Source organism: uncultured Muribaculum sp. (assembly GCF_910583865.1).
Classification (GTDB): domain Bacteria; phylum Bacteroidota; class Bacteroidia; order Bacteroidales; family Muribaculaceae; genus Muribaculum.
Map to the genome: position 1 here is coordinate 16,271 of NZ_CAJTYX010000019.1, position 19,935 is coordinate 36,205.

Sequence of the window (19,935 nt, forward strand, 5' to 3'; positions counted from 1 at the left end):
AATTTATTGGTTATGCCGATATCAGGTGACAGCATTATTTCGCTCCCTCATATCCGAGATTCTGCGGGAACTCGACGTCGCGGTTGGCATCGCGGATGGTCTTGGGGATAGGCCACAGGGCATGGTATGGTTCTACCTTGTCGCGGAGCACGTCGTTGTACTTCTTCACGCGGTCGACATACTTGCCGGTACGCACCAGCGTGAAGCGGCGGCTCTCCTCGCCAACGAGTTCGCGGATGCGTTCGTCGAGCAGGAAGTCCATGTCCATCTTCGACTTGTCGATCGACGATGCCTTCGCTCGGCTGCGCACCACGTTGACAGCCTTGGCGGCATTTTCGGCATCGTTGAGTCCGAGGTAGGCCTCTGCGAGGAGCAGGTAGGTCTCGGCCAGACGGAACTTCATGCGATCGCGGTAGCTGCCGGTGTGGGTCAGGTCATCGTCGTGGGCGAAGAAGAACTTGGTGGGAGCAGGGAATAGCCAGCCGTCCTGCCAGTATTTGTCGGTGATCTGCACGCGTTGTCCTTTGGTCGACTCCTGGTTGGCGATCCATTCGCGCTTGAAGTTGTATTCGGAGTTGCGGATGTCGGTATCCTCGAATATTCCGTCGGGTCCCGACTGGTTGGCCGTGGCGTTGGTATTCTTTGTGCCTATCCACCACTTGAAAGGCGCAATCTGGGCCAGGCCTCGTCCGCCGTATTCAGAGCAGATTTTGAAGAATGAGCCGAGCTGATGGTACTGGGGAAGCCATTCGCGGCGTGTCCAGTCGTCGGAGGGTGTGCCTCCGCCGGTGGTCTTGTACTCGAACTGCATCACCCAGATGCTTTCGCGGTTACCGCTGGGGCGATTCTGGTTGTTCTCCACGAAGAGGTCGTGGAAATAATCGCCGGCCTTGCTCTTCTCTGCGCCGAAACGCTCCTTCATCAGTGAGAAGTAGCCGCTGTCGATCACGTCCTGTGCGGCCTTGCGGGCCTTCTCATATTCGCCCTGGCAGATGTAGACTTCCGCGAGCAGGTGCAGGGCGGCCCACTTGGTGAGCTTGCCGGGCTTCACACCGTCGGGGTTCTCGGGAAGGTTGGCGGCGGCGAATTCGAGGTCTTTCACCATGTTGGCGAGCACTTCGGCCTTGGGTGTGCGTGTGAAGTTGAGCACGAACGGCTGCTGGATGGTCTCTACCCAGGGCACATCGCCGTAGAGGTACTGTAGCGATCGGTAGGCGTATGCGCGGAAGAATCGCGCCTCGGCCTGGTACAGGGCCTTGTCGCCGGGATGTGACCAGTTGGTGTTCTTCTCCGAATATATCAGAAGTTCGTTGGACGAGTTGATAAGGGAGTACGACCAGTTCCAGTACGACTCGATGAACAGCGTGGAGGGTGTCATCGTAAGGTTGGCGTAGTGGGTCAGAGAGCCGTCCTTGGCACCGCTCTGGAATACGATGTCGGTGGCAATCTGCTGGGTGGCGTAGGCGCATGCGCCGTTGTGCATGAATGCGCCCTTCTCGCCCCAGGTGTTGTACTCCGAGCGGGCGAGCGAGTAGAGTCCGGCGCTTCCCGCCTCGAAGCCTATTGAGCTTGTATAGGTGTTTTCTGGTGAGAGCGTGCTTCTGAGTTCCTCCTCAAGGAAATCGGAGCATCCTGTCGCCGACACTGCGAGAGCTATGATTGATGAGAATTTGAATATATTGTTCATGACTGTAATGGTGTTAGAAGGTTACGGTAAGTCCCAGTCGCCATGCGCGCTGCATCGGGTAGGAGGCAAACCATGTGTTGTCGTAGTTTAATAGCTGGCGCATGTTGGAGAACACGTGCAGGTTGTCGACGCTGACGTTGACATCAAGACCGGCGAGACCGAGTCTTTTGACTGTCTCTTTGCGGAACTGGTAGCCGAGGGTGATGTTCTTGATCTGCACGTAGTTCTGCTTCTTGTAGTAACCGTGGGTGAATGTCTTTACGTAGCCGGGCGAGGGCACGTCGGCATCGGGGTGCTCCGGAGTCCAGTAGTTGACACCATGGATGTAGTTGGCTGTGCCGAAAGTGTACTGGGCGATGTCGGGAATGTTGTCAGACATCCAGCGTCCGAATGAGCCGTAGAGCATTACCGAAGCATAGAACTGTTTGTAGTTGAACTGGTTTGACATTGACAGGGTGAATGACGGGCGTTTGTTGCCGATCACCTTCTTGTCATCGTCGGTGATCACACCGTCGCCGTTCACGTCCTCAAGCTTCGCGTCACCCGGTTTTGCCCCTTTCTGGTAAGCGACTGTCGCACCCTTGTCGTTGGTGAAGGTGTACTCGTCGCCTTCCTGCCATATGCCGATGACATTGAAGTCGTAGAACACCGAGAGCGGCTTGCCGATAAACCATTTGTTGCCCACGTCGTCCTTGCCGTCGCCGCGCAGCTCGACGATCTTGTCGCGGTTGAGGAAGAAGCTTACGCTTGTGCGCCACTGGAAGTCGCGGTTCTGTATGTTGATGGTGTTGAGGGTGGCCTCGATACCCTTGTTCTCGGTTTTGCCGATGTTGTCGTAGATGGTTTTGTAGCCGTTCATGATAGGCACGGTGCGCTTCATCAGGAGGTCCTTGGTGCGCGAGCGGTACACGTCGATGCTACCGTTGATCCTGCCGTTGAAGAAAGAGTAGTCGATACCGATGTTGGCGGTATAGGTGGTCTCCCATTTGAGGTTGGGGTTGCCGATGCCGTCGGATGTCGGCAGGAAGGTTGCGTTGACAGCCTGCGAGCCGTCGCCCCAGAGGTATTTCACGCCGGGATCGGTATAGAGGCGGTCGAGGGTCTGGTAGCGCGAGATGGCGTTGTTGCCGTTGGCGCCGTAGGAGAGGCGCAGCTTGAGCATGTCGAGCCACTGTACGTTGTCGCGGAGGAACGATTCGTTGCCAATGTGCCACGCCAGGGCTGCCGAGGGGAAGAATGCGTATTTGTTGTTGCGTCCGAACACCGATGCGCCGTCGCGGCGACCCGTGAGGGTGACCATGTACTTGCTGTCGAACATGTAGTTGACACGTCCCATCACAGACAGCATCGTTTCTTTCCAGAAGTTCGACCCTGTCTTGATGTTCTTTTCGCCGTTGCCAAGGGAGTAGAAGCTCATGTCGTCGTTGATGAAGTATTCGGAGCTTCCGGAAGTACCCTTGTTGACTTTCTCCTGCATTGAGAACAGGCCGGTGAGGTCGATATGGTGCTTGCCGAAGGTATTGTCATACTTCGCGATGTTCTCCCAGGTCCAGTCGGTGGTGCGCGATGTGCTTATCGAGCCTTTGCCGTCGGTTTTCTTGCCATCGGCGGTGTCGCGTCCGTGGTAGGTGCCTGTGTAGTTGTCGCGGTAGTTGTAGCCGAACTGCGACTTGAGCGACAGGCCTTTGAAAGGCACGATCTCGATGAACCCGTTGTAGAGCACGTTGCGGCTCGTGTTTTTGTTGTCGGCACGCACGTTGCGCATCGGGTGGGGGAGGTTGGAGTAGTCCATAGGCTCGTCGTAGTAGTTGCCGTCGTCGGCCATGAAGATACCGTAGGGCGACTGCTTGATGGCGTGTTCGAGGTTGGGGGTGAGGCCGCCTGTCTCGCGGTGTACGAACTGGCCTGTAAGCCCGATGGTGAGCCACTTGTTGAGCACCTGCTGTATGGAGGTGTACACGTTGATACGTTCGTAGTTGGAGTTGATGACCACACCTGGCTGGTCGAGGTAGGACACGGCTGCCATGTAGGTGGTAGCGTCGGTGCCTCCGGAGATGGAGAGCTGGTGGTCATGCTGGAAGGCCGTGCGGAACACGTCGTCCTGCCAGTCGCGTGTGATGCCTTTGGCGTAGTTGATGCGTTCGCTGGCGCTGATTACCTGGCCGTAGAGCGGGTCGAGGTCTACGCCCGTGAGCTGCTTGTTGCCGAGGCGGCCGAGATCCTGCTTGAAGCGGATGAACTCGTTGGGACCCATGGTCTCTATGCGCTGCATCTCGGATGCGATGGTGAATGTGCCCTTATAGACCACTTTGGCGTTGCTCTTCGATCCTTTCTTGGTCTGGATGAGGATCACGCCGTTGGAGCCTCGCGAACCGTAGATGGCCACCGACGAGGCGTCCTTGAGCACTGTGAGCGACTCTATGAGGTTAGGGTCGAGGTCGCTCAGCGATCCTTCGTAAGGTATGCCGTCGAGGATCACCAGAGGGCTGTTGCCGCCGGAAAGTGAGTTGGTGCCTCGGATGAGGAGCGACTGGTTGGAGCCGGGCTTGGCTTCGCTCGACGTGATCGAGAAGCCTGCTACCTGGCCCACGAGACGGTCCATGAGGTTGGCCGAGCCTGACATCTTCAGGGTCTCCTCGCCGACCACGGTGAGGCCGCCGGTGAGGTCCTTCTTGCGTGCCGTACCGTAGCCCACCACCACTACCTCGTCGAGGTTGTTGGTGCCTTCCGACAGGGTCACTTCCATCGGGCCGTCGCCTACGGTGACATTCTTGGTGGCGAAGCCTACATATGACACCTCCAGCTGCTGACCCTTGCGGGCGTTGAGGGCGAAGTTGCCGTCGATGTCGGTCATGGTGCCTTCACCGGCGCCCTTTACCACTACGGCGGCGCCCACCAGAGGCTCCCCCGACTCGTCGACCACAGTACCCTTTACCGTAGTGGCGGCGGCTTCAAGGTTCTTGGGCATCTTGCCCTTTGGGAAGAGTGTGACCTGACGGCCATAGACACGGTAGTCGAGGTTGGCCTTCTTGCACATGTCGGAGAGGATGGCGTCGACGTTCTTGCCTGTCAGCACTATGTCGATGCGCTTGTCGAGCTGGCGTTTGGCGCCTTCGGCATACATGAACATATAGTCGCTGTGTTTCTCGATGTATTTGAGAACGTCGCTGACTGACTGGTTGCTTGCCTTCACTGAAGATGTGCCGGCTGCGGCCTGTGCGGCGCTTGCTCCGGCCTCCGTTGCGAACGCCGGCATAACAAGTGCCCCGCAGAGCCAAAGCATGCCTGTGCACATTGCTCGTTGGAAGTTAATTTTCATGACTGTTTGATTGGGTTATTATGAGTATTATCCTTTATTTTCAGAATCAGGGATGCTGTTATTGCTTTTTCCGAAGAGGAAGAGAGGCGTGGGGAGGGTAGTGAAAACTTTTTGTGATGATAATGAAGCCGGGGAGAAGGGAGATTCGGCTTCTCCCCGGCGTGCTGACCTATGTTACAATTCTTTTTTACCTTTGATTTTATCTTTATGGCGCTACCCTTGAATGCTTGTGGATTGCCTGCTTAGCGGATTATGAACTTGCGTCCGTTGTGGATGTAGATGCCCTTGGCGGCTGGACGCTCTGAAAGACGCAGGCCCTGAAGCGTGTACCATGCGTTGTCGCCCTCGACTGATGCGTCGTCGGCGATGGTGTCAATGCCGGTGGTGGTGTCCTTGACTGCAAGAGCGCCGTTGGAGGTCTTGTCAGTGCGGGCGTTGCCGAGCTGGTCAACAGCGCTGTCGACGGTGAATGGCCATGCCTCTTCGGTCACGATTGCAACTATGGATGCGGGAGCCATTCCTGCCACGAACTTCACGGGGGTGATGGTGCCGTTTTCAGCCATGGTGTTTTCGCCGAAGATGGCGGCATAGGTGTTGTCGGCGCCGATCATGTCGCTCTCAGCCTTGGTGTAGCCCTCGGCGACGCTGCCTATGAAGTTGTTGCCCTGGAAAGTATAGGCTGCTGTGTTCGCCGATGCATCGGCGATGGCGTCTGCGCCGCCATCGGATACAATAATAGAGTTGGCTACTTTAAGGACGCCATTGCCTCCGGTGTAGACCTGAGAGCCGTTGGTAGCGCTGTTCCCGGCAATCGTCGATGACACGATGTTAAGCAGCTGAGTGTAGTTGCCGGGTCCGTTGGAGTGGACGCCGCCGCCGTTAGTGGCTTCATTGCCGGAGATAGTCGAGTTGATGATGTTTAGCTGCTGCGAGTTGCGGGCATAGATGGCGCCGCCGCTATTGGTGGACTTGTTGCCGGAGAAGTAGCAGCCGTCGATAGTCAGATAAGCCATTTTTGTCCAGTCTCCCGATTGATTGTAGTACTGCTTTATGGCTCCCCCGTCAGTGCCTTCGTTGCCGGTGAATGAGCAGTTGCGTACCATAGCGTTGACCTTGTTGAGCGAAAGCGCTCCAGCCATGGCGTTATCACCGCTGCCTGTGCACTTGTTGTTGCGGAAGTTGCAATCAGCGATTTCGACATGACCGCTGAATGATATATATATTGCACTCGGACGGCCAGACTGCCAGTTGGTGTCATCGCCGCGCCATTCGCCATTTGTTACGAAGTTTTCGAAGTCAATGCCGGAGATGTTCACGGCTCTTGATTTTGCGGCATCAGTATTGCGTTCGGTGTTATCACAGATGAAAATAGCGCCGTTTTTGCGGGCGTTGTTGTTGCCATTAAAGGTGGTTCGGCCGGAAGTGGCGGGTTCGCCGGTGGCGGGGTCATAGCTGCCCTTAAAGGTCACACCCGAACGGGAGATGAATATTGTCTGGTTGAATGTATATGTTCCGGTAGAGAAGAAATACTGTTCGCCGGTGTGAGCATCGTTGACCTCGGTCTTGGGAATGTCACCGTTGGCTTTGAAATAGAATTTCATATGAGCGTAGTACTCGGTGAGCCCCATGGCGTTTCCCCAGGTCGTACCGGTCTTGTCGCCCGCGCCGTCGGGGGTGATGAAAAAGTCGGTGGCCGACATTGCGAGTGGAGCGGTGAGGATTGCTCCAATCAGGAGTAGATGTTTGATCATCAGTGTTTGATTTACGGTTAGAAAATATTAGTGATTGGTTTCAATGGTTGATGGCGGAGGAGCGCAGGAAGCCGTTTCCCGTTGCATTCCCGGAGCCCGTATGCGGGGCGCTTCATTAATCATGTCGCAGCGCGAGAGAAAATCTATAGTACAAGTTTTTATGTTTTACAACATATTTTCACACTTTGCGGGTTGCCGTTTCTTTGCATATTTTTACATATCGGCGCATCCGCGACTCCTTGAAATTCATTAATTTTGCAGTCTCGATAAATTAGCCGGTAATGTCGCACGTTCGATTATGGCACGTTACCGGATACAGTTCCACTCACAGTGTAAATCCGTTTACTGTAATGAATATTTCCATAACCGGTCCGGTGAAAAGATTCTCCATCCTCTCCGCCATGGCTCTCTCCGTGCTGGAGATGGCAGCCGTACGCGCCACCCCCTATCCGATAGAAACCGTTCTCCCCGACGGCAGCACGATGACCGTGCGCCTGCATGGCGACGAATATGGCAGCTACGTCACCTCGACCGACGGCTATCTGCTCATGCGCGATGCGCGAGGATTCTTCAACTATGCCGTTGAGGGCATCGACGGCAAGCCTGTCGCCGGCACATTGCGCGCCGTCGACGTGGAGCGTCGCACCGCCGCCGACCGTCTGGCGCTGTCGGGCATAGACCGCGATGCTCTGGTGGGCGCGGAGATGGAGACGCTCGGCAAGGAACGTGCGGCCCGCATCACGGCGACGCCGCGCCTCTTCCCTTCGCGTGCCGGGAATTTTGTCGATCCGGAGACCCATCGCCAGGCCATGCAGCCGACCACTCCCTCGACGGGCAATCCGCACCTGCTGGTGATCCTCGTGCAGTTTGCCGACACAAAGTTCACCACCGAGAATCCTTACGACACGTTCAACCGCATGCTCAACGAGGAGGGATTTTCCGACCAGGGATGTACGGGTTCCGTGCGCGACTACTTCAAGGCATCGTCGGGTGGCAAGTATGTACCTGACATTGATCTCTACGGTCCGGTCACCGTGTCGCAGAAATCAGCCTACTATGCCGGTAACTCGGATGACATGGGCACCGGCACTGCGGAACTTACCGTGGAGGCCTGTTCGCTTATCGATGACGATGTGGATTTCAGCAAATACGACACCGACGGCGACGGAATCGTCGATAACGTCTATATATTCTACGCAGGCTACGGGCAGGCCGACACGGGCAATCAGAGCTACATCTGGCCTCATTCATGGAAAGTGTATTATGTCAATGAGTACAGGGAACTTTATTTCGACGGGCGTCTGCTCGGCAACTATACCTGCTCCAACGAACTGCTCGGCAACAGCCGCTATATTTCCGGAATCGGCACATTCTGCCATGAATTCTCCCATGCACTGGGTTTGCCTGACCTATACGACACGCGTTACACCGGCATTACGGCCACTCCGGGCGCATGGTCCATTATGGATCATGGGAGCTACAATAACAACTCGCGCACTCCACCCCTGCATTCCGCCTACGAGCGCTGGGTGCTCGGATGGCTCGATCCCGGCGAGATTGAAGCTTCAAAACCGTCCGACGTGCAGTTGCGCCCGTCGACCACGGCTGAGGGATATGACGACGTTCAGCTTGTGCGTACCTCTTCGAGCAACGAATTCTTCCTGTTGGAGAACCGCCGCCGCCAGGGTTGGGACAGTTTCATCCCGGGCAACGGTATGCTCATCTGGCATATAGATTTCAATTATAATAGATGGATGCAGGACAATGTCAATGTATGCCATGTCAATTATGGGAATTTCAAGCATCCGGGAATCGACATCGTGGCTGCATCGGGCAATGCCGGTTCCGGCACCGCTTCGTTTCCGGGTAGCGAGAATGTGACTTCCCATTCGGTCACCACCTGGGCGGGAAGCAAGGCCGGAGTGGAGATTGACGGCATATACGAGTCGGAGGGCGGAAACATCTACTTCAGTGTCAACGGAGGCAATCCGTCGCTTTCCGATGCCGTCACGATCAATGTCCCGGCTGTAGACGCCAATAGTGTGGCCTTGTCGTGGAGCGGAGTCGACGGCGTGGAGTACTACATACTCACCATCTACGACAAGGAGGGCAATCCGGTGGTCAACGAACGTGTCTACGGCACTTCCTACGGACTTACATTGCTCGAAGCTTCCGACTATACCTGCCGCCTTACATGGATGAAAGGCACCGAATGCTCCTACTGTGAGACTCGGTTCACCACAGGCTATCTACCCATTTCCGTACATAAGGTCGATGCGCTTGATGCTGAATCGATCGGCGATAACGGCGCCGTCGCATCCTGGCTTCCGCTCGCTCTCGCCGAGAGCTACACTGTGGAGATCGCCGCATGCGAGGGTGTCGCAGGCAAGACGTTCACTGAGGATTTCACCGACCGTAAGTTCCACAACGACGGCTGGACCATGACCGCCGGATTTAACACCCAGCGCTACGGCGTTGCAGCACCCTCGATAGTGCTCAAGGAGGGTCAGAACCTCACTATCCCGGCATGGGAGCGCCCGATCGACGAGATAAGGATGTTCCTCAGCTCCAACAGCAGCATGTCGCTCGTCGACCTGGTCGTTGAGGTGGCCGGCGCCGACGGCGTATGGACAGAAGCGTTCCGCGAGCGCCCCGGCAAGTATAATTCCAAGGACAAGGAATCGCTCATGGTGACTTTCGGCAAGGACAAGCTCGGCAAGGATGCTTATGCGGTGAGGTTCGGAGTGGCAGGCACTGTCAACTGGGTTGTGGTCGACGACATCTCGGTAATCTATGCCGACACCTACAAATTCCTCGACTCGGGCATCGCGCCGGCGAAGGTGACAGGGACGTCGTTTGAGATATCCGGCCTGCAGCCGGGCACCACATATGCCTACCGCGTCATCGCATCCGATGCGTCGGGACTTGGCAGCAAGCCTTCCGACTGGATAGTGTTCACCACCACCGGCTCGTCGGGCATCGACGGCATCGAGGCTGACGGCATCGACGAAGGGCAGCCGTGGTACACGCTCACCGGCCTGCGCCTCGACGGGCGTCCCACAGTGGCAGGCCTGTATATCCACAACCGCAGGATAGTGCGTATCCCCTGACAATACACGGCTTATGAAAAAGACATGGCAATGGTGTCGCCGCTATATCTCGGTGACTTTCCTGATACTCATAGCTTTCATCGCTATAGTGCTCTTCTTCAACGACAACTCTTTTGTGAAATCGGTGGAGTACACTACGCGCATCAGCGAGCTTCGGGAGGAGATACGCGCCAATGAGGACACGTTGCGCCATTACCGGAGGCTCAACCATGCCCTCGACACGGACCCCGAGACCATGGAGCGCATCGTGCGCGAGAACTACCACATGCAGCGCGAGAACGAGGATGTCTACATAGTGGAATGAATTCACGAAAACATAATATAATGGATAAAAGCAATTCCCCGGGGTGGCAGGCTTGGCTTGTCACCCTCGGGCTTATTCTGATAGTGGTCGGCGTGCTGTTGCCGATAATCGGACAGGGACTCGCCGCCTACCGCTGGGTGTATGCCGCCGGAGCGGTGACGTGCCTTGTGGGGCGGCTGTTCAGCCGTGTGCCGGACGGCGCGCCGCTGCGGGTGAAACGGCTGCTGCGCATCGAGTCGTGGTCGGCCATATTCTTTTGCGCGGGAGCGTTCTTCATGTTCTGGCCCGGCGCCGGTGCAGGCGACTGGCTGGCATTTACCCTCGCCGGCGGCGCGATAATGATTTATACGTCCATCATGCTCCCTCGCGCCATGCGCAAAGGGTGAGGCTAAAATATCTAAAAATCACGCGGTTTATCCATTTTATGGAGTAAAGCCACGCGATTTTCGGCAATATTCGTTAATTTTGTCATCGCAATGTCGTATAACCTCGTCATAGATCAAGGCAACTCCACGGCCAAGGTGGCTGTGTTCGAGGGTGATAGCCTTGTGGAACAGTGGCGCTGCGAAGAGCTTCTTCCTGAAGTGCTGCGGCGCGTGGCTGCGTCTACCCCCATAGATGCCGCCATCTACTGCTCCGTGACCCATCATAGCGAGAACATAGTGGTGACGCTGCGCGAGCTTGCGGGTAAGGTCTACGAGCTTACCTCGTTGCTCCCCCTGCCGATCACGCTTGGCTATGCCACGCCGTCATCGCTTGGACGCGACCGTATAGCCGCTGTTGCCGGTGCACGGGCGATGCTCCCCGGACGCACCGTGCTCGTGGTCGACGCCGGCACCGCCATCACCTACGACCTTCTTCTCCCCGACGGCACTTTCCCGGGGGGCAACATCGCTCCCGGGCTATGGCTGAGGGCCGAATCGCTCAACCGCCATACCGAGCGGCTCCCGCTGGTCAACGTGGAGACTCCCGGCGACGTGCCTCTCTGGGGCACCGACACACCCCGCGCCATCACTGCGGGAGTGGTGCGCGGCGTGGCCGGCGAGATCGACTATTACCGCAGTCTGCTCCCCGCTGACGCAGCGGTGGTGCTCACCGGCGGCGATGCCGTGCGTCTGGCTCCTTTTGTCCCGCAGCACCCCGCCGCAGAGGTCATCGTCGAGCCAGCCCTGGTGTCGAGGGGGCTAAACCACATATTGCAATACAATCTTTCCCTAAAAGAACAGAACCAGTCTCTCCCACAGACATAACCCCGGCTTCCACGGAAGCCCAACACATGCGATCGATGAATCTACGCAAATCATTTGTCACCGCCGCCCTGGGTGCGGCTCTTCTCTTCCCGGCGGTCAGCGCGAACGCCCAGGAGGGGATGACACCATATTCGAAGTACGGCTACGGCATACTCAACGACCAGGCCACGTCGGCCCAGCGCGCCATGGGCGGCGTGGGCTACGCCATGTCGTCAAGCCGCCAGATCAACGTGATGAACCCCGCGAGCTACGCGGCTATCGACTCCATCACGTTCCTCTTCGACATGGGCATCACCATGTCGAAGCTTTGGAGCAGCGAGACCGACACCAAAGGCGTGCGCCACAACGAACAGGAGTTCGGTGGCGGCCTCAACTATGTGACCATGCAGTTTCCCGTGGCCAAGAACATGGGCATGGCCATAGGCCTGGTGCCCCTGTCGTCGGTAGGCTACTCTTTCGCCAACCGCATCGACAACGGCAGTGAGGCCCGTTCGGGCCAGGGCGGCCTCAACTGGCTCTTCGCCGGCTACTCGATACGTCCGATAAAGGGTCTTAGCGCGGGTGTCAACTTCGGCTACATGTTCGGCACGGTGATCAACGACACCTATGTCTACACCAACAACGGTTCGCAGACCCTCTTCGAGACCCAGGTGGAGGTGCGCGACTACCATCTCCAGCTGGGCGTGCAGTATGGCTACGACATCAACCGCGACAACCGCGTCACCGCCGGCGTGACATTCACTCCCGGCAAGTCGCTCCTGGGCCATGCCTGGGGGCTGAACTACGACATGACCCAGACCGACCACAAGGCCGACACTGTGGGCTACACTTCGCTGCGCCACAAGTACACGCTCCCGGCGGTTTGGGGCTTCGGCGCCAACTGGCAGTGGCGCGAGAGGCTGATGGTGGAGGCCGACTTCACTTTCTCGCCATGGAAGAGCGCGAAATTTCCCGACATAGATTCGGAGAAACAGACGATGGAATTCAGCGATCGCTGGAAACTCGCCTTCGGCGCCCAGTACAGCCACAAGGCCAGAGGAAACTATCTTGAGCGCATCACCTACCGTGCCGGCGGATTCTATGAAAACAGCTATATCAAAGTGCTCGGCAACACCGTGAAGGAGTACGGGGCATCTATTGGTCTCGGGCTTCCCGCCCCCGCCGGCAAGACGCTGATCAATCTCGGCGTGGAGTGGCGTCACCGCCAGGCCAGCCCCAACGCCCTCATCAAGGAGGACTACATCAACGTGACGTTAGGCATCAACTTCAACGAACGCTGGTTCTACAAAAACAAGATCCGATGACCCTCCGGACGATGCGCGTGCTTCCTGCCGCAGCCTGCCTGATGATCCTTGCCGGCGCTATGGGCGCGTGCAAGGAGGAAAAGACGGCGACGGTGAGCCTTGACGTGAAGGGCGACAGCGTGCCTACGATGACCACCCACGCCGTCACGTCGCTCATCTCCGACAGCGGGCAGATACGCTACCGCATCACCACCGATAACTGGCTCGTCTACGATGAGGCGCAGGTGCCGATGTGGCGCTTCCCCGACGGACTGTACCTTGAGAAGTTCGACAAAGATTTTGCCATAGATGCCACCGTGCAGTGTGACTCTGCGGTCTATTTCAGCCAGCGCGGACTGTGGCGTCTCGACGGTAATGTCAACATCCTAAATACGATAGGCGAGAAATTCCTCTCGCAGCAGGTGTTCTGGGACCAGCGTCTCAATAAGGTCTACTCCGATTCGTTCATACACATCGAGCGTGCCGACCGCACAATCGAGGGTTATGGCTTCGAGTCGAACGACAAGATGACGCGCTACCGCATCACCAATCCGACCGGCATATTCCCTGCCAGCGACTTCAATCCTGGCCGTGAACCGGATGAGCGGACAGACAGTGCTGCCGATAGTGCCGCAGCCCCGGCGTTGCCCCCCGTCAAGACTTTACCCCGGCCTAAGAAGCCCGATCTGCCGCCAAAACCGATGAAATAACCGAACAAAAACGCTCTCTGACGATATGGATCCCAATTGGAGCATATGGCTCATAATCACGATTGCTTCTCTCATTCTCTCGGCTCTCTTCTCGGGGGTCGAGATAGCCTACATATCTTCCAACCGCGTCAAGGTCGAGATCGATGTGAAGCGCGGCGGACTTATCGGCAAGATCATCAACCTCTATTACACCCATCAGGAACTGTTCATCTCGACTATCCTTGTCGGCAACAACATCGTGCTTGTCATCTACGGCATGGGCGCCGCCACGCTTCTTGAGCCATGGATAGCGCAGTGGTGTCCCAACGAGGCCGGAATCCTTATCGTGCAGACGCTTATCTCCACGGCCATCATCCTCCTTACGGGTGAATTCTTCCCCAAGACCATATTCCGCATCAACCCAAATTCGTCGCTGAGGGTGTTTTCGCTCCCGATATTCTTCTTCTGGATAGTGCTTTACCCCATATCGGCATTTACCACATGGCTCTCCAAGGCTCTGATGTGGATAGCGGGGATACGCAATGTCAACCATACGCTCGGAGTGCTTACCGTGGGCGACCTCAACCAATATATACAGACAACTATCGACGAGCAGGCTTCGGAGGTCAAGGTAGAGAACGAGGTGAAGATCTTCCACAATGCCATCGACTTCTCGTCGACGCATCTGCGCGACTGCATGACACCGCGCAACGAGATTGTTGCAGTGAATATCGACACTACCGACCGCGATGAGCTGTCGGCGCTGTTCACCTCGTCGGGGCGCAGCAAGATACTTGTCTACCGCGAGGATATCGACAATGTGCTCGGATACATCCATGTCAGTGAGCTTTTCGTTCCCGACAGCGACTGGAAGGAGGCTGTCAAGCCGGTGCTGTTCGCTCCGGAGACACTGCTTGCCAACAAGATGATGCGCCGACTGCTGAGCGAGAAGCGCTCCATGGCGGTTGTGATCGACGAGTTCGGCGGCACGGCGGGTCTGGTATCGCTTGAGGACCTCGTGGAGGAGATTTTCGGTGACATCCAGGATGAGCATGACAACGCGCGCCTTACCGCCCGTGAGGTCGAGCCGGGGGTGTATGAATTCTCCGGCAGGTGCGAGATCAGCTATCTGCATGATGCTTTCGGCATAGATCTTGAGGAGAGCGACGAATACCAGACCCTTGCCGGATTCATCCTGCACAATCTGGGCGAGATTCCCGCTCAAGGGTCGACGATAGAGCTTGAGGGGTGGACGCTGACCATATTGCGCCGCACGGCTACGCGCCTTGAGCTGATAAGGCTCACAAAGAGCGCCGACTCTTCTTCCGAGAAGGAGTAAGGGTGGCATCATCACCATGCTACATGTATCCAGAGGCCGCCGCGTTCCCAAATGAGTTCGTGGTGGGGGAGTGTGCGCAGTATATCGTAGAGCCTGCGGTTGTCGGCGCGGGAGCCGGTGGTGAGGTCGGCAGCCCGTCCCAGAAGATGGTATGAGCGTTTTGCGCCGCCTACGACAGCGTTCAAAGCGGGGCAGCGGTAGCCGCTGTTGACGTAGATGGGAATTCCTAACTGTGTTCGTGCCGGTTCGAGTACGTCGTTTATAAGCCGGTAAGGGCGTCGACAGCCTCGGGCGAAGGTGTGTTGTCGATTCCGAGCCGCGTGGCGGTTGCTGAGCGTGTCAGCTCGCGTATGGTGAAGTGTGTGGCCGCCTCCTTGGCGTCGAGCGGTGTGGCGGCTTCCGCCGCCGCTACCGATAGGGCGATAATGGTGTTTCTTGTCATAGTAACAGTTGTGATAAATGGTTTATTTGTTGTTTTCGATGCAAAGATATAATGGAATATTGCAATATGCAAATTTTGTATGAATAAAATGTAAAAAAGGTCGGTCTGACCAGTCGGACTGGTCTGACGGGTCAGACTCGTCTGACAAATACAGGCTGAATAGGCTGTCTTTTCACAAAAAGGCGGTGTGTGAAAAAAAGCGGTGTGCCGGTTTTTCGGCACACCGCCTTGATGTTTCAGGGGATTGTCCCCGGGATTTAATGGCTGTCAGGCCATTTTATTTTACGAGGATCTTGTGGACTGAACCTGAGGCCCTGACGATGTAGACGCCGGGTGCTGCGGGAATCTCGACCATATCCTCACGGGCCATGGCGTCGTGGATCATGCGACCGTCGGAAGCGAATGCTGCCACTTGGCATGACGCACAGCCGGAGACGATGATGCGTCCGTTTTCCGACCATACCTTGATGTTGTCGGCTACGGGCGAGCCGATTGATGAAGTACCCACGGTGGCCTTGTTAGAGCCGTTTGACTCACGGTCGCCGTAGATGGCGGTCACCATCCAGCTGTGGCCATCGGGGGTGTCGACAGGATCGGTGAATGCCGGTGCGGTGAGGGGGGTGTCGTTAACGAGCCTGCCGTCGCGGTAGACGTTGTAGCCTGTGACGGTCAATCCGTATGACGACATCGGAGTGTAGGTCACATCGTCAATCATGAGCATGAACGAGTTGGTGGCATAGGAGCGTATCGCGAAGTATCGCGCGCCTTCGGGGAGGGCGGACTCGTAGCGTGTCCATGTGGCGGGCACAGTCTCCACGTTCAGCTCGGTAGCCTTGAAATCGGAGGGTTCGAGCGATCCGGTAGAGTAGAGCACCTGTATGCGCTCTGGATATGACGAGCTGTAGCTGCGTGCGTAGAACGACACGGTCTGTGCCTGTCCGCTGAGTTCAGGCGATATGGCCCAGTCGTCGGTGGTGCCGTTGTCGTAGCGTGCGAATGCTGCCAGATACTGCTTGCCGGAGTAGGGTGCGAGCGGCTTGTTGCCCTCAAAAATTCCGGTAGCGCTGAATGTGAAGAAGGATGCAAGCGTCTTTCCGGGGGTGATGCCGGGAATCTCGACCTCGCCGAATCCGCACACCGGAGCGCCGTCGATATCTCTCATGGCCCATCCGTAGGGGTAGTGGCTCCATGACTCGTTGCTCTCGAAGTCGTCGGTGAGCGCTTTTGCAGGTTCTGTAGGAATCACGGGAGCCGTCCAGGCGAGGGCTATGCCGCCGTCGGCACGTGTGGCTGTCAGCGATTCAGGAGCGGCGAGCGATGAGGGCATCCGGCGAACGGTGGCCGTGGCCTCGTCATTCTCATTGATATTGTCGTCGGCGTGGCGCACTACGGCCTTGAACTCTACGGGAGCGTCGGTGACAGCGCTCAGGACGGCCTTGAACGATACGGTCGTGGATGCTGACGGCTCGATCGCGGGGGCGTCGTAGTACACGTCATAGAGGCTTTCGCCGGTATAAAGCTCGATTTCATATTCCGATGCCACGGAGGCGCCGTTGTTGGCAACCGTCACGTCGATGTTGAATTCCTCAGCGCCTCTCACGTAGGCAGGGGCCGATATGGATTTTACCTCAAGGTCTACGGCGGCCATCTCCTCCACATTTATGTTGTCGATGTAGGTCGAGGTGTAGGGGCGGTCGTGGGTAGTGGCCGTGAAGCGCAGGGCTACTGTCTTGCCTGCGTATTGGTTCAGCGTGACAATCACTTCATGCCAGCCTTGTGTGGCTCCCATTTCGGTCACGGTCTTGCTGAATACCTCCGTCCACTCGCCGCCGTCGGCGCTGACCGATATGGCGAGGGTGTTAAGGTCGAGGCCTTCGTTGTCGGGGGTATAGCTGTAGAAGCGCAGGCACGGTGCACTCATGCCGGCGAGGCTTATCTTGCCTGTTGACAACGCTCCGCAGTAGCCGGCGAAATAGCCGTTCATCGCCATGAATCCTCCGTCGCCGTCTTGCGATGTGACGTCGCTGTTGTCGGACTGCGGTGTCCAGTTGCCATAGTTGATTCGTTCGGCTGAATATATCGTGGATGCCTTTCCTCCGGCATATGATTCGTGGAAACCGGTGTAGGGAGTGCCGACGGGTATGCGCAAGGTCTGGGTCTTTTCGCTCTCCCCACGGTCGGTCAGGGCGGCCACGGAGTATTGCACGAACTTCTGGACGCCTGCCTCGACACCACGGAACGTATGCGATGTGCCGGACACGTTTTCAGCTACCGCCGGTCCGTAGGAGTCGATGTCGTAGATGTTATAGCGCACCTTCGCCGGATTGATCGGCTTGCCGTCGGCAGAAAGGGCTGTCTCGTCCCATGCCACCTTTACCTCTCCGTCGGATACTTCCGAGATTGTGACGCCGGCAGGGGCGGCGGCCAGAGGTGTGCCGACAAACACGGTCAGCGTGGATTCTGCGCCGGCATTGCCATCCTTGAATGCTACGGCGCGGTAGGTGTGGTCGCCGCCTGTCTCAAGGGTGTCGTCGAATGTCAGCACTGCTCCCGGAACGGGATTGTCGAATGTCTTGACAAGAATGTCTCCACGGCTGATCTCGATCTTGTCGAGGCGGTCGATGGAATTGCCGGCCATGTCGGCGGATGGGGCCTTGACTGACAGCGTGGCGATGTATTCGCCGTCGGGATCGGCTGTGGCGGTCATCTCTTCCGGACGGGCGGGAGCACCGGCATTGATTCCACTCTCGACGGTAATCTCGCAGACTTCGAGATTAAACATGTTTGCATCGGATATGCCATGTAGTCCTACGTGGTAGATGCCTGATTCTGTTGGTGCGATGAAGTCGCCGAATGTCTCATATTCGCCTGAGAGGGTCACGGGGTCGACAAGTTTGCCTGTCATGTCGGCAACTGTCGCTCCGTTGCCCCAGCGGGCCTCGATTTTTTCGGGGTAGCGGGCGTTGGAGCTGCGTGCCTTGAATGTGGCGCGGTACACTTTGCCGGCTTCGAGCGGGAGCGGCGGGGATATCAGCCAGTCGTCCATGGCCAGGCTGCCGTATTTCACTCGGGCGGTTCCGGAGTAATATTCCCAGGTCTTGCCGTCGCCGTTGGCGTCGATTATGGTGAAGAATCCGATGGATTCAGCCGATGAGAAGTTTTCCGACCATGGGATTGTCGGGGTGCCGCACACTACCTTGTTGGATTCGGCGTTTTCAGAGACGAGGCCATGGTTGGTTGCAGTGACGACATAGCTGTAGGCATTCATGCCGTTGGAGGCATCGGGGGTATCGGTGGCGGATGTGGCGGTGATGTCACGTGCTATCACCTTTTCGTCGGGTATGCGCTTCACTGTGTAGGTGACGGCTTCAGCGTCGATATAGCCTCCGTCGGTCGATTGTGTCACCGGAGTCCACGACACGTTGATTATATCGTCGCTCTTGGTTGCGGTGGGGGAAGCCGGTGATGCCGGGATGCCGAATCCTATGAACCTGTCGATGTTCGCCTTGGGAGATGCGCCTTTGTCGTTGGAAACGAATATGACGAAGTTGTAGTTGCCGCGTTCGGCTACTGATACTTCCGCCGACACTGACGCTCCGAATGATGTGCTGCCCGAGGCTGCTTCCTTGCCGTTGCAAAGGATGGTGTAGGTGAGCTGTCCGGATGCGGAGGTGCCGTCGTAAAGCGTGGTGGGTGCAGTGAAGTCGATTGAGCCGCTGAGCGAACCTCCTTCGAACAATACTTTGGCATCGGTTACTTCCGCCGGTGCATCATCCTCGGCTGGAGGTGCGGGAACGTATAATCCCACCACCTGCCTTCCCGAGGTGAAATTCATCAGGCGCGTGGCCTTACCGGTGGCAAGGTCCACTTCGCAGAGGTATGTGTTGACGCCGTCGGGTCCCACTGTCCAGAACATGCGTCCTGTGCGGGCATCGATGGTGGCCGATCCCGTCACCAGTGGTAGCTGTCCGGTTTCGCCGATAAGCGAGGTCTCGCCGGTGACGCGGTCGATCTTATGTAGCGACGATGAGTTGACCTTCACCATGGTTCCTTCCACCTCCACGTCCGACGATATCGCATAGAGCTGTCCGGATGGAGCGGCGGCAATGGCTATCCAGTTGCCTTCCATTTCTTTGATAGGTGTCACCGTCTCTCCCGACTTTTCGTAGGTAATGGTGCCGAACACCATGCCGGTGTTTTTCTCGTTGGAGAAGAATCCGTAGATCTTGTCGTCGTAGGGGTTGACGGTAAGGTCGTATGAAAGGGCGGTTAGCTTGGGATAGTTGGACCAGAGCCTTGAGCCGTCGATTGTGGAGAAAGCGTCGACATATATTATGGGGGAGCCGTACTGGGCGTTGCAGCGTGTCGTATAATAGACATCGCCGTGGAACACTCCGCTGTAGAATGTGGCATATCCGGGATCGATGGCTATATCCATCTTCCAGGCTCCGGACTCAACGGTCGGGAGTGTGTATAGTCCCGTAGGTGTTTCATCGATGGAAGAGACAACCAGGCCTTTCATCTGAGGCACTGTCGGTGAAGTATCGGCTGCGACCGACGGAATAGAGATTCCGGCGACATACAATGCCGCGAACATAGTAACAAGTTTTTTCATAAAATGAAAATGATTGGATTATCGTTTTGGGGCTGTAAAGTTACGAAAAAACAGCTGTTTGCACAAATTTCCCATGTGTGGCGGAAATCCCGCAAAGAGCACACGGAGAGCACAGAGGAAAAATTAGAAAACCTAATTATTGAAAA

The 19,935-nt window shown here is 56.8% G+C and carries 13 protein-coding genes; 7 read left to right on the top strand and 6 right to left on the bottom strand.

Going from position 1 to position 19,935, the window contains the following annotated elements; genetic code table 11:
* Positions 1-34: 34 nt before the first annotated feature.
* From QZ303_RS05915 to QZ303_RS05925, 3 genes are all read right to left on the bottom strand, one after another.
* A complete protein-coding gene (locus tag QZ303_RS05915) occupies positions 35-1,687 on the bottom strand; it encodes a RagB/SusD family nutrient uptake outer membrane protein (RefSeq protein WP_295730501.1) in 1,653 nt (550 codons plus the stop codon).
* Positions 1,688-1,700: 13 nt separating this feature from the next.
* Positions 1,701-5,006: a TonB-dependent receptor gene (locus QZ303_RS05920; protein WP_295730504.1), complete on the bottom strand. Its 3,306-nt coding sequence runs from the start codon at positions 5,004-5,006 to the stop codon at positions 1,701-1,703.
* A 242-nt stretch (positions 5,007-5,248) separates the two neighbouring features.
* Positions 5,249-6,757, bottom strand: coding sequence for a right-handed parallel beta-helix repeat-containing protein (locus QZ303_RS05925; protein ID WP_295730506.1), 1,509 nt, complete (start codon positions 6,755-6,757; stop codon positions 5,249-5,251).
* A 374-nt stretch (positions 6,758-7,131) separates the two neighbouring features.
* Here QZ303_RS05925 and QZ303_RS05930 point away from each other — a divergent pair, with 374 nt between their 5' ends.
* The 7 genes from QZ303_RS05930 (at position 7,132) to QZ303_RS05960 (ending at position 14,732) form a co-directional block, all read left to right on the top strand.
* Complete coding sequence (locus tag QZ303_RS05930) at positions 7,132-9,867, top strand: M6 family metalloprotease domain-containing protein (protein WP_295730508.1); 2,736 nt, start codon at positions 7,132-7,134, stop codon at positions 9,865-9,867.
* Between the two features lie 13 nt (positions 9,868-9,880).
* A complete protein-coding gene (locus tag QZ303_RS05935; protein WP_295730510.1) occupies positions 9,881-10,171 on the top strand; it encodes a hypothetical protein in 291 nt (96 codons plus the stop codon).
* A 20-nt stretch (positions 10,172-10,191) separates the two neighbouring features.
* The gene (locus tag QZ303_RS05940; RefSeq protein ID WP_295730513.1) at positions 10,192-10,557 is read left to right on the top strand and encodes a hypothetical protein; all 366 of its coding nucleotides are present in this window, start codon (positions 10,192-10,194) and stop codon (positions 10,555-10,557) included.
* Positions 10,558-10,647: 90 nt separating this feature from the next.
* Complete coding sequence (locus tag QZ303_RS05945; RefSeq protein ID WP_295730517.1) at positions 10,648-11,421, top strand: type III pantothenate kinase; 774 nt, start codon at positions 10,648-10,650, stop codon at positions 11,419-11,421.
* 35 nt (positions 11,422-11,456) lie between these two features.
* Entirely contained in the window at positions 11,457-12,725 is a 1,269-nt protein-coding gene (locus tag QZ303_RS05950; protein ID WP_295730520.1) for a hypothetical protein, read from the top strand.
* Positions 12,722-13,414 (top strand): LPS export ABC transporter periplasmic protein LptC, encoded by a 693-nt coding sequence (lptC, locus tag QZ303_RS05955; protein ID WP_295730523.1) that lies wholly within the window; start codon positions 12,722-12,724, stop codon positions 13,412-13,414. Before QZ303_RS05950 ends, lptC begins: the two co-directional genes overlap by 4 nt.
* A gap of 25 nt (positions 13,415-13,439) precedes the next feature.
* Positions 13,440-14,732 carry a hemolysin family protein gene (locus tag QZ303_RS05960; RefSeq protein WP_295730526.1) on the top strand — a complete coding sequence of 431 codons (1,293 nt, stop codon included), beginning with the start codon at positions 13,440-13,442 and terminating at the stop codon, positions 14,730-14,732.
* 11 nt (positions 14,733-14,743) lie between these two features.
* Here the strand turns inward: QZ303_RS05960 and QZ303_RS05965 are convergent, their stop codons facing one another.
* From QZ303_RS05965 to QZ303_RS05970, 3 genes are all read right to left on the bottom strand, one after another.
* The gene (locus tag QZ303_RS05965; RefSeq protein ID WP_367268129.1) at positions 14,744-14,995 is read right to left on the bottom strand and encodes a D-Ala-D-Ala carboxypeptidase family metallohydrolase; all 252 of its coding nucleotides are present in this window, start codon (positions 14,993-14,995) and stop codon (positions 14,744-14,746) included.
* Positions 14,992-15,174: a hypothetical protein gene (locus QZ303_RS10610; protein ID WP_363322819.1), complete on the bottom strand. Its 183-nt coding sequence runs from the start codon at positions 15,172-15,174 to the stop codon at positions 14,992-14,994. Before QZ303_RS10610 ends, QZ303_RS05965 begins: the two co-directional genes overlap by 4 nt.
* A gap of 277 nt (positions 15,175-15,451) precedes the next feature.
* Positions 15,452-19,789 carry a choice-of-anchor J domain-containing protein gene (locus QZ303_RS05970; protein WP_295730529.1) on the bottom strand — a complete coding sequence of 1,446 codons (4,338 nt, stop codon included), beginning with the start codon at positions 19,787-19,789 and terminating at the stop codon, positions 15,452-15,454.
* Positions 19,790-19,935 lie beyond the last annotated feature (146 nt).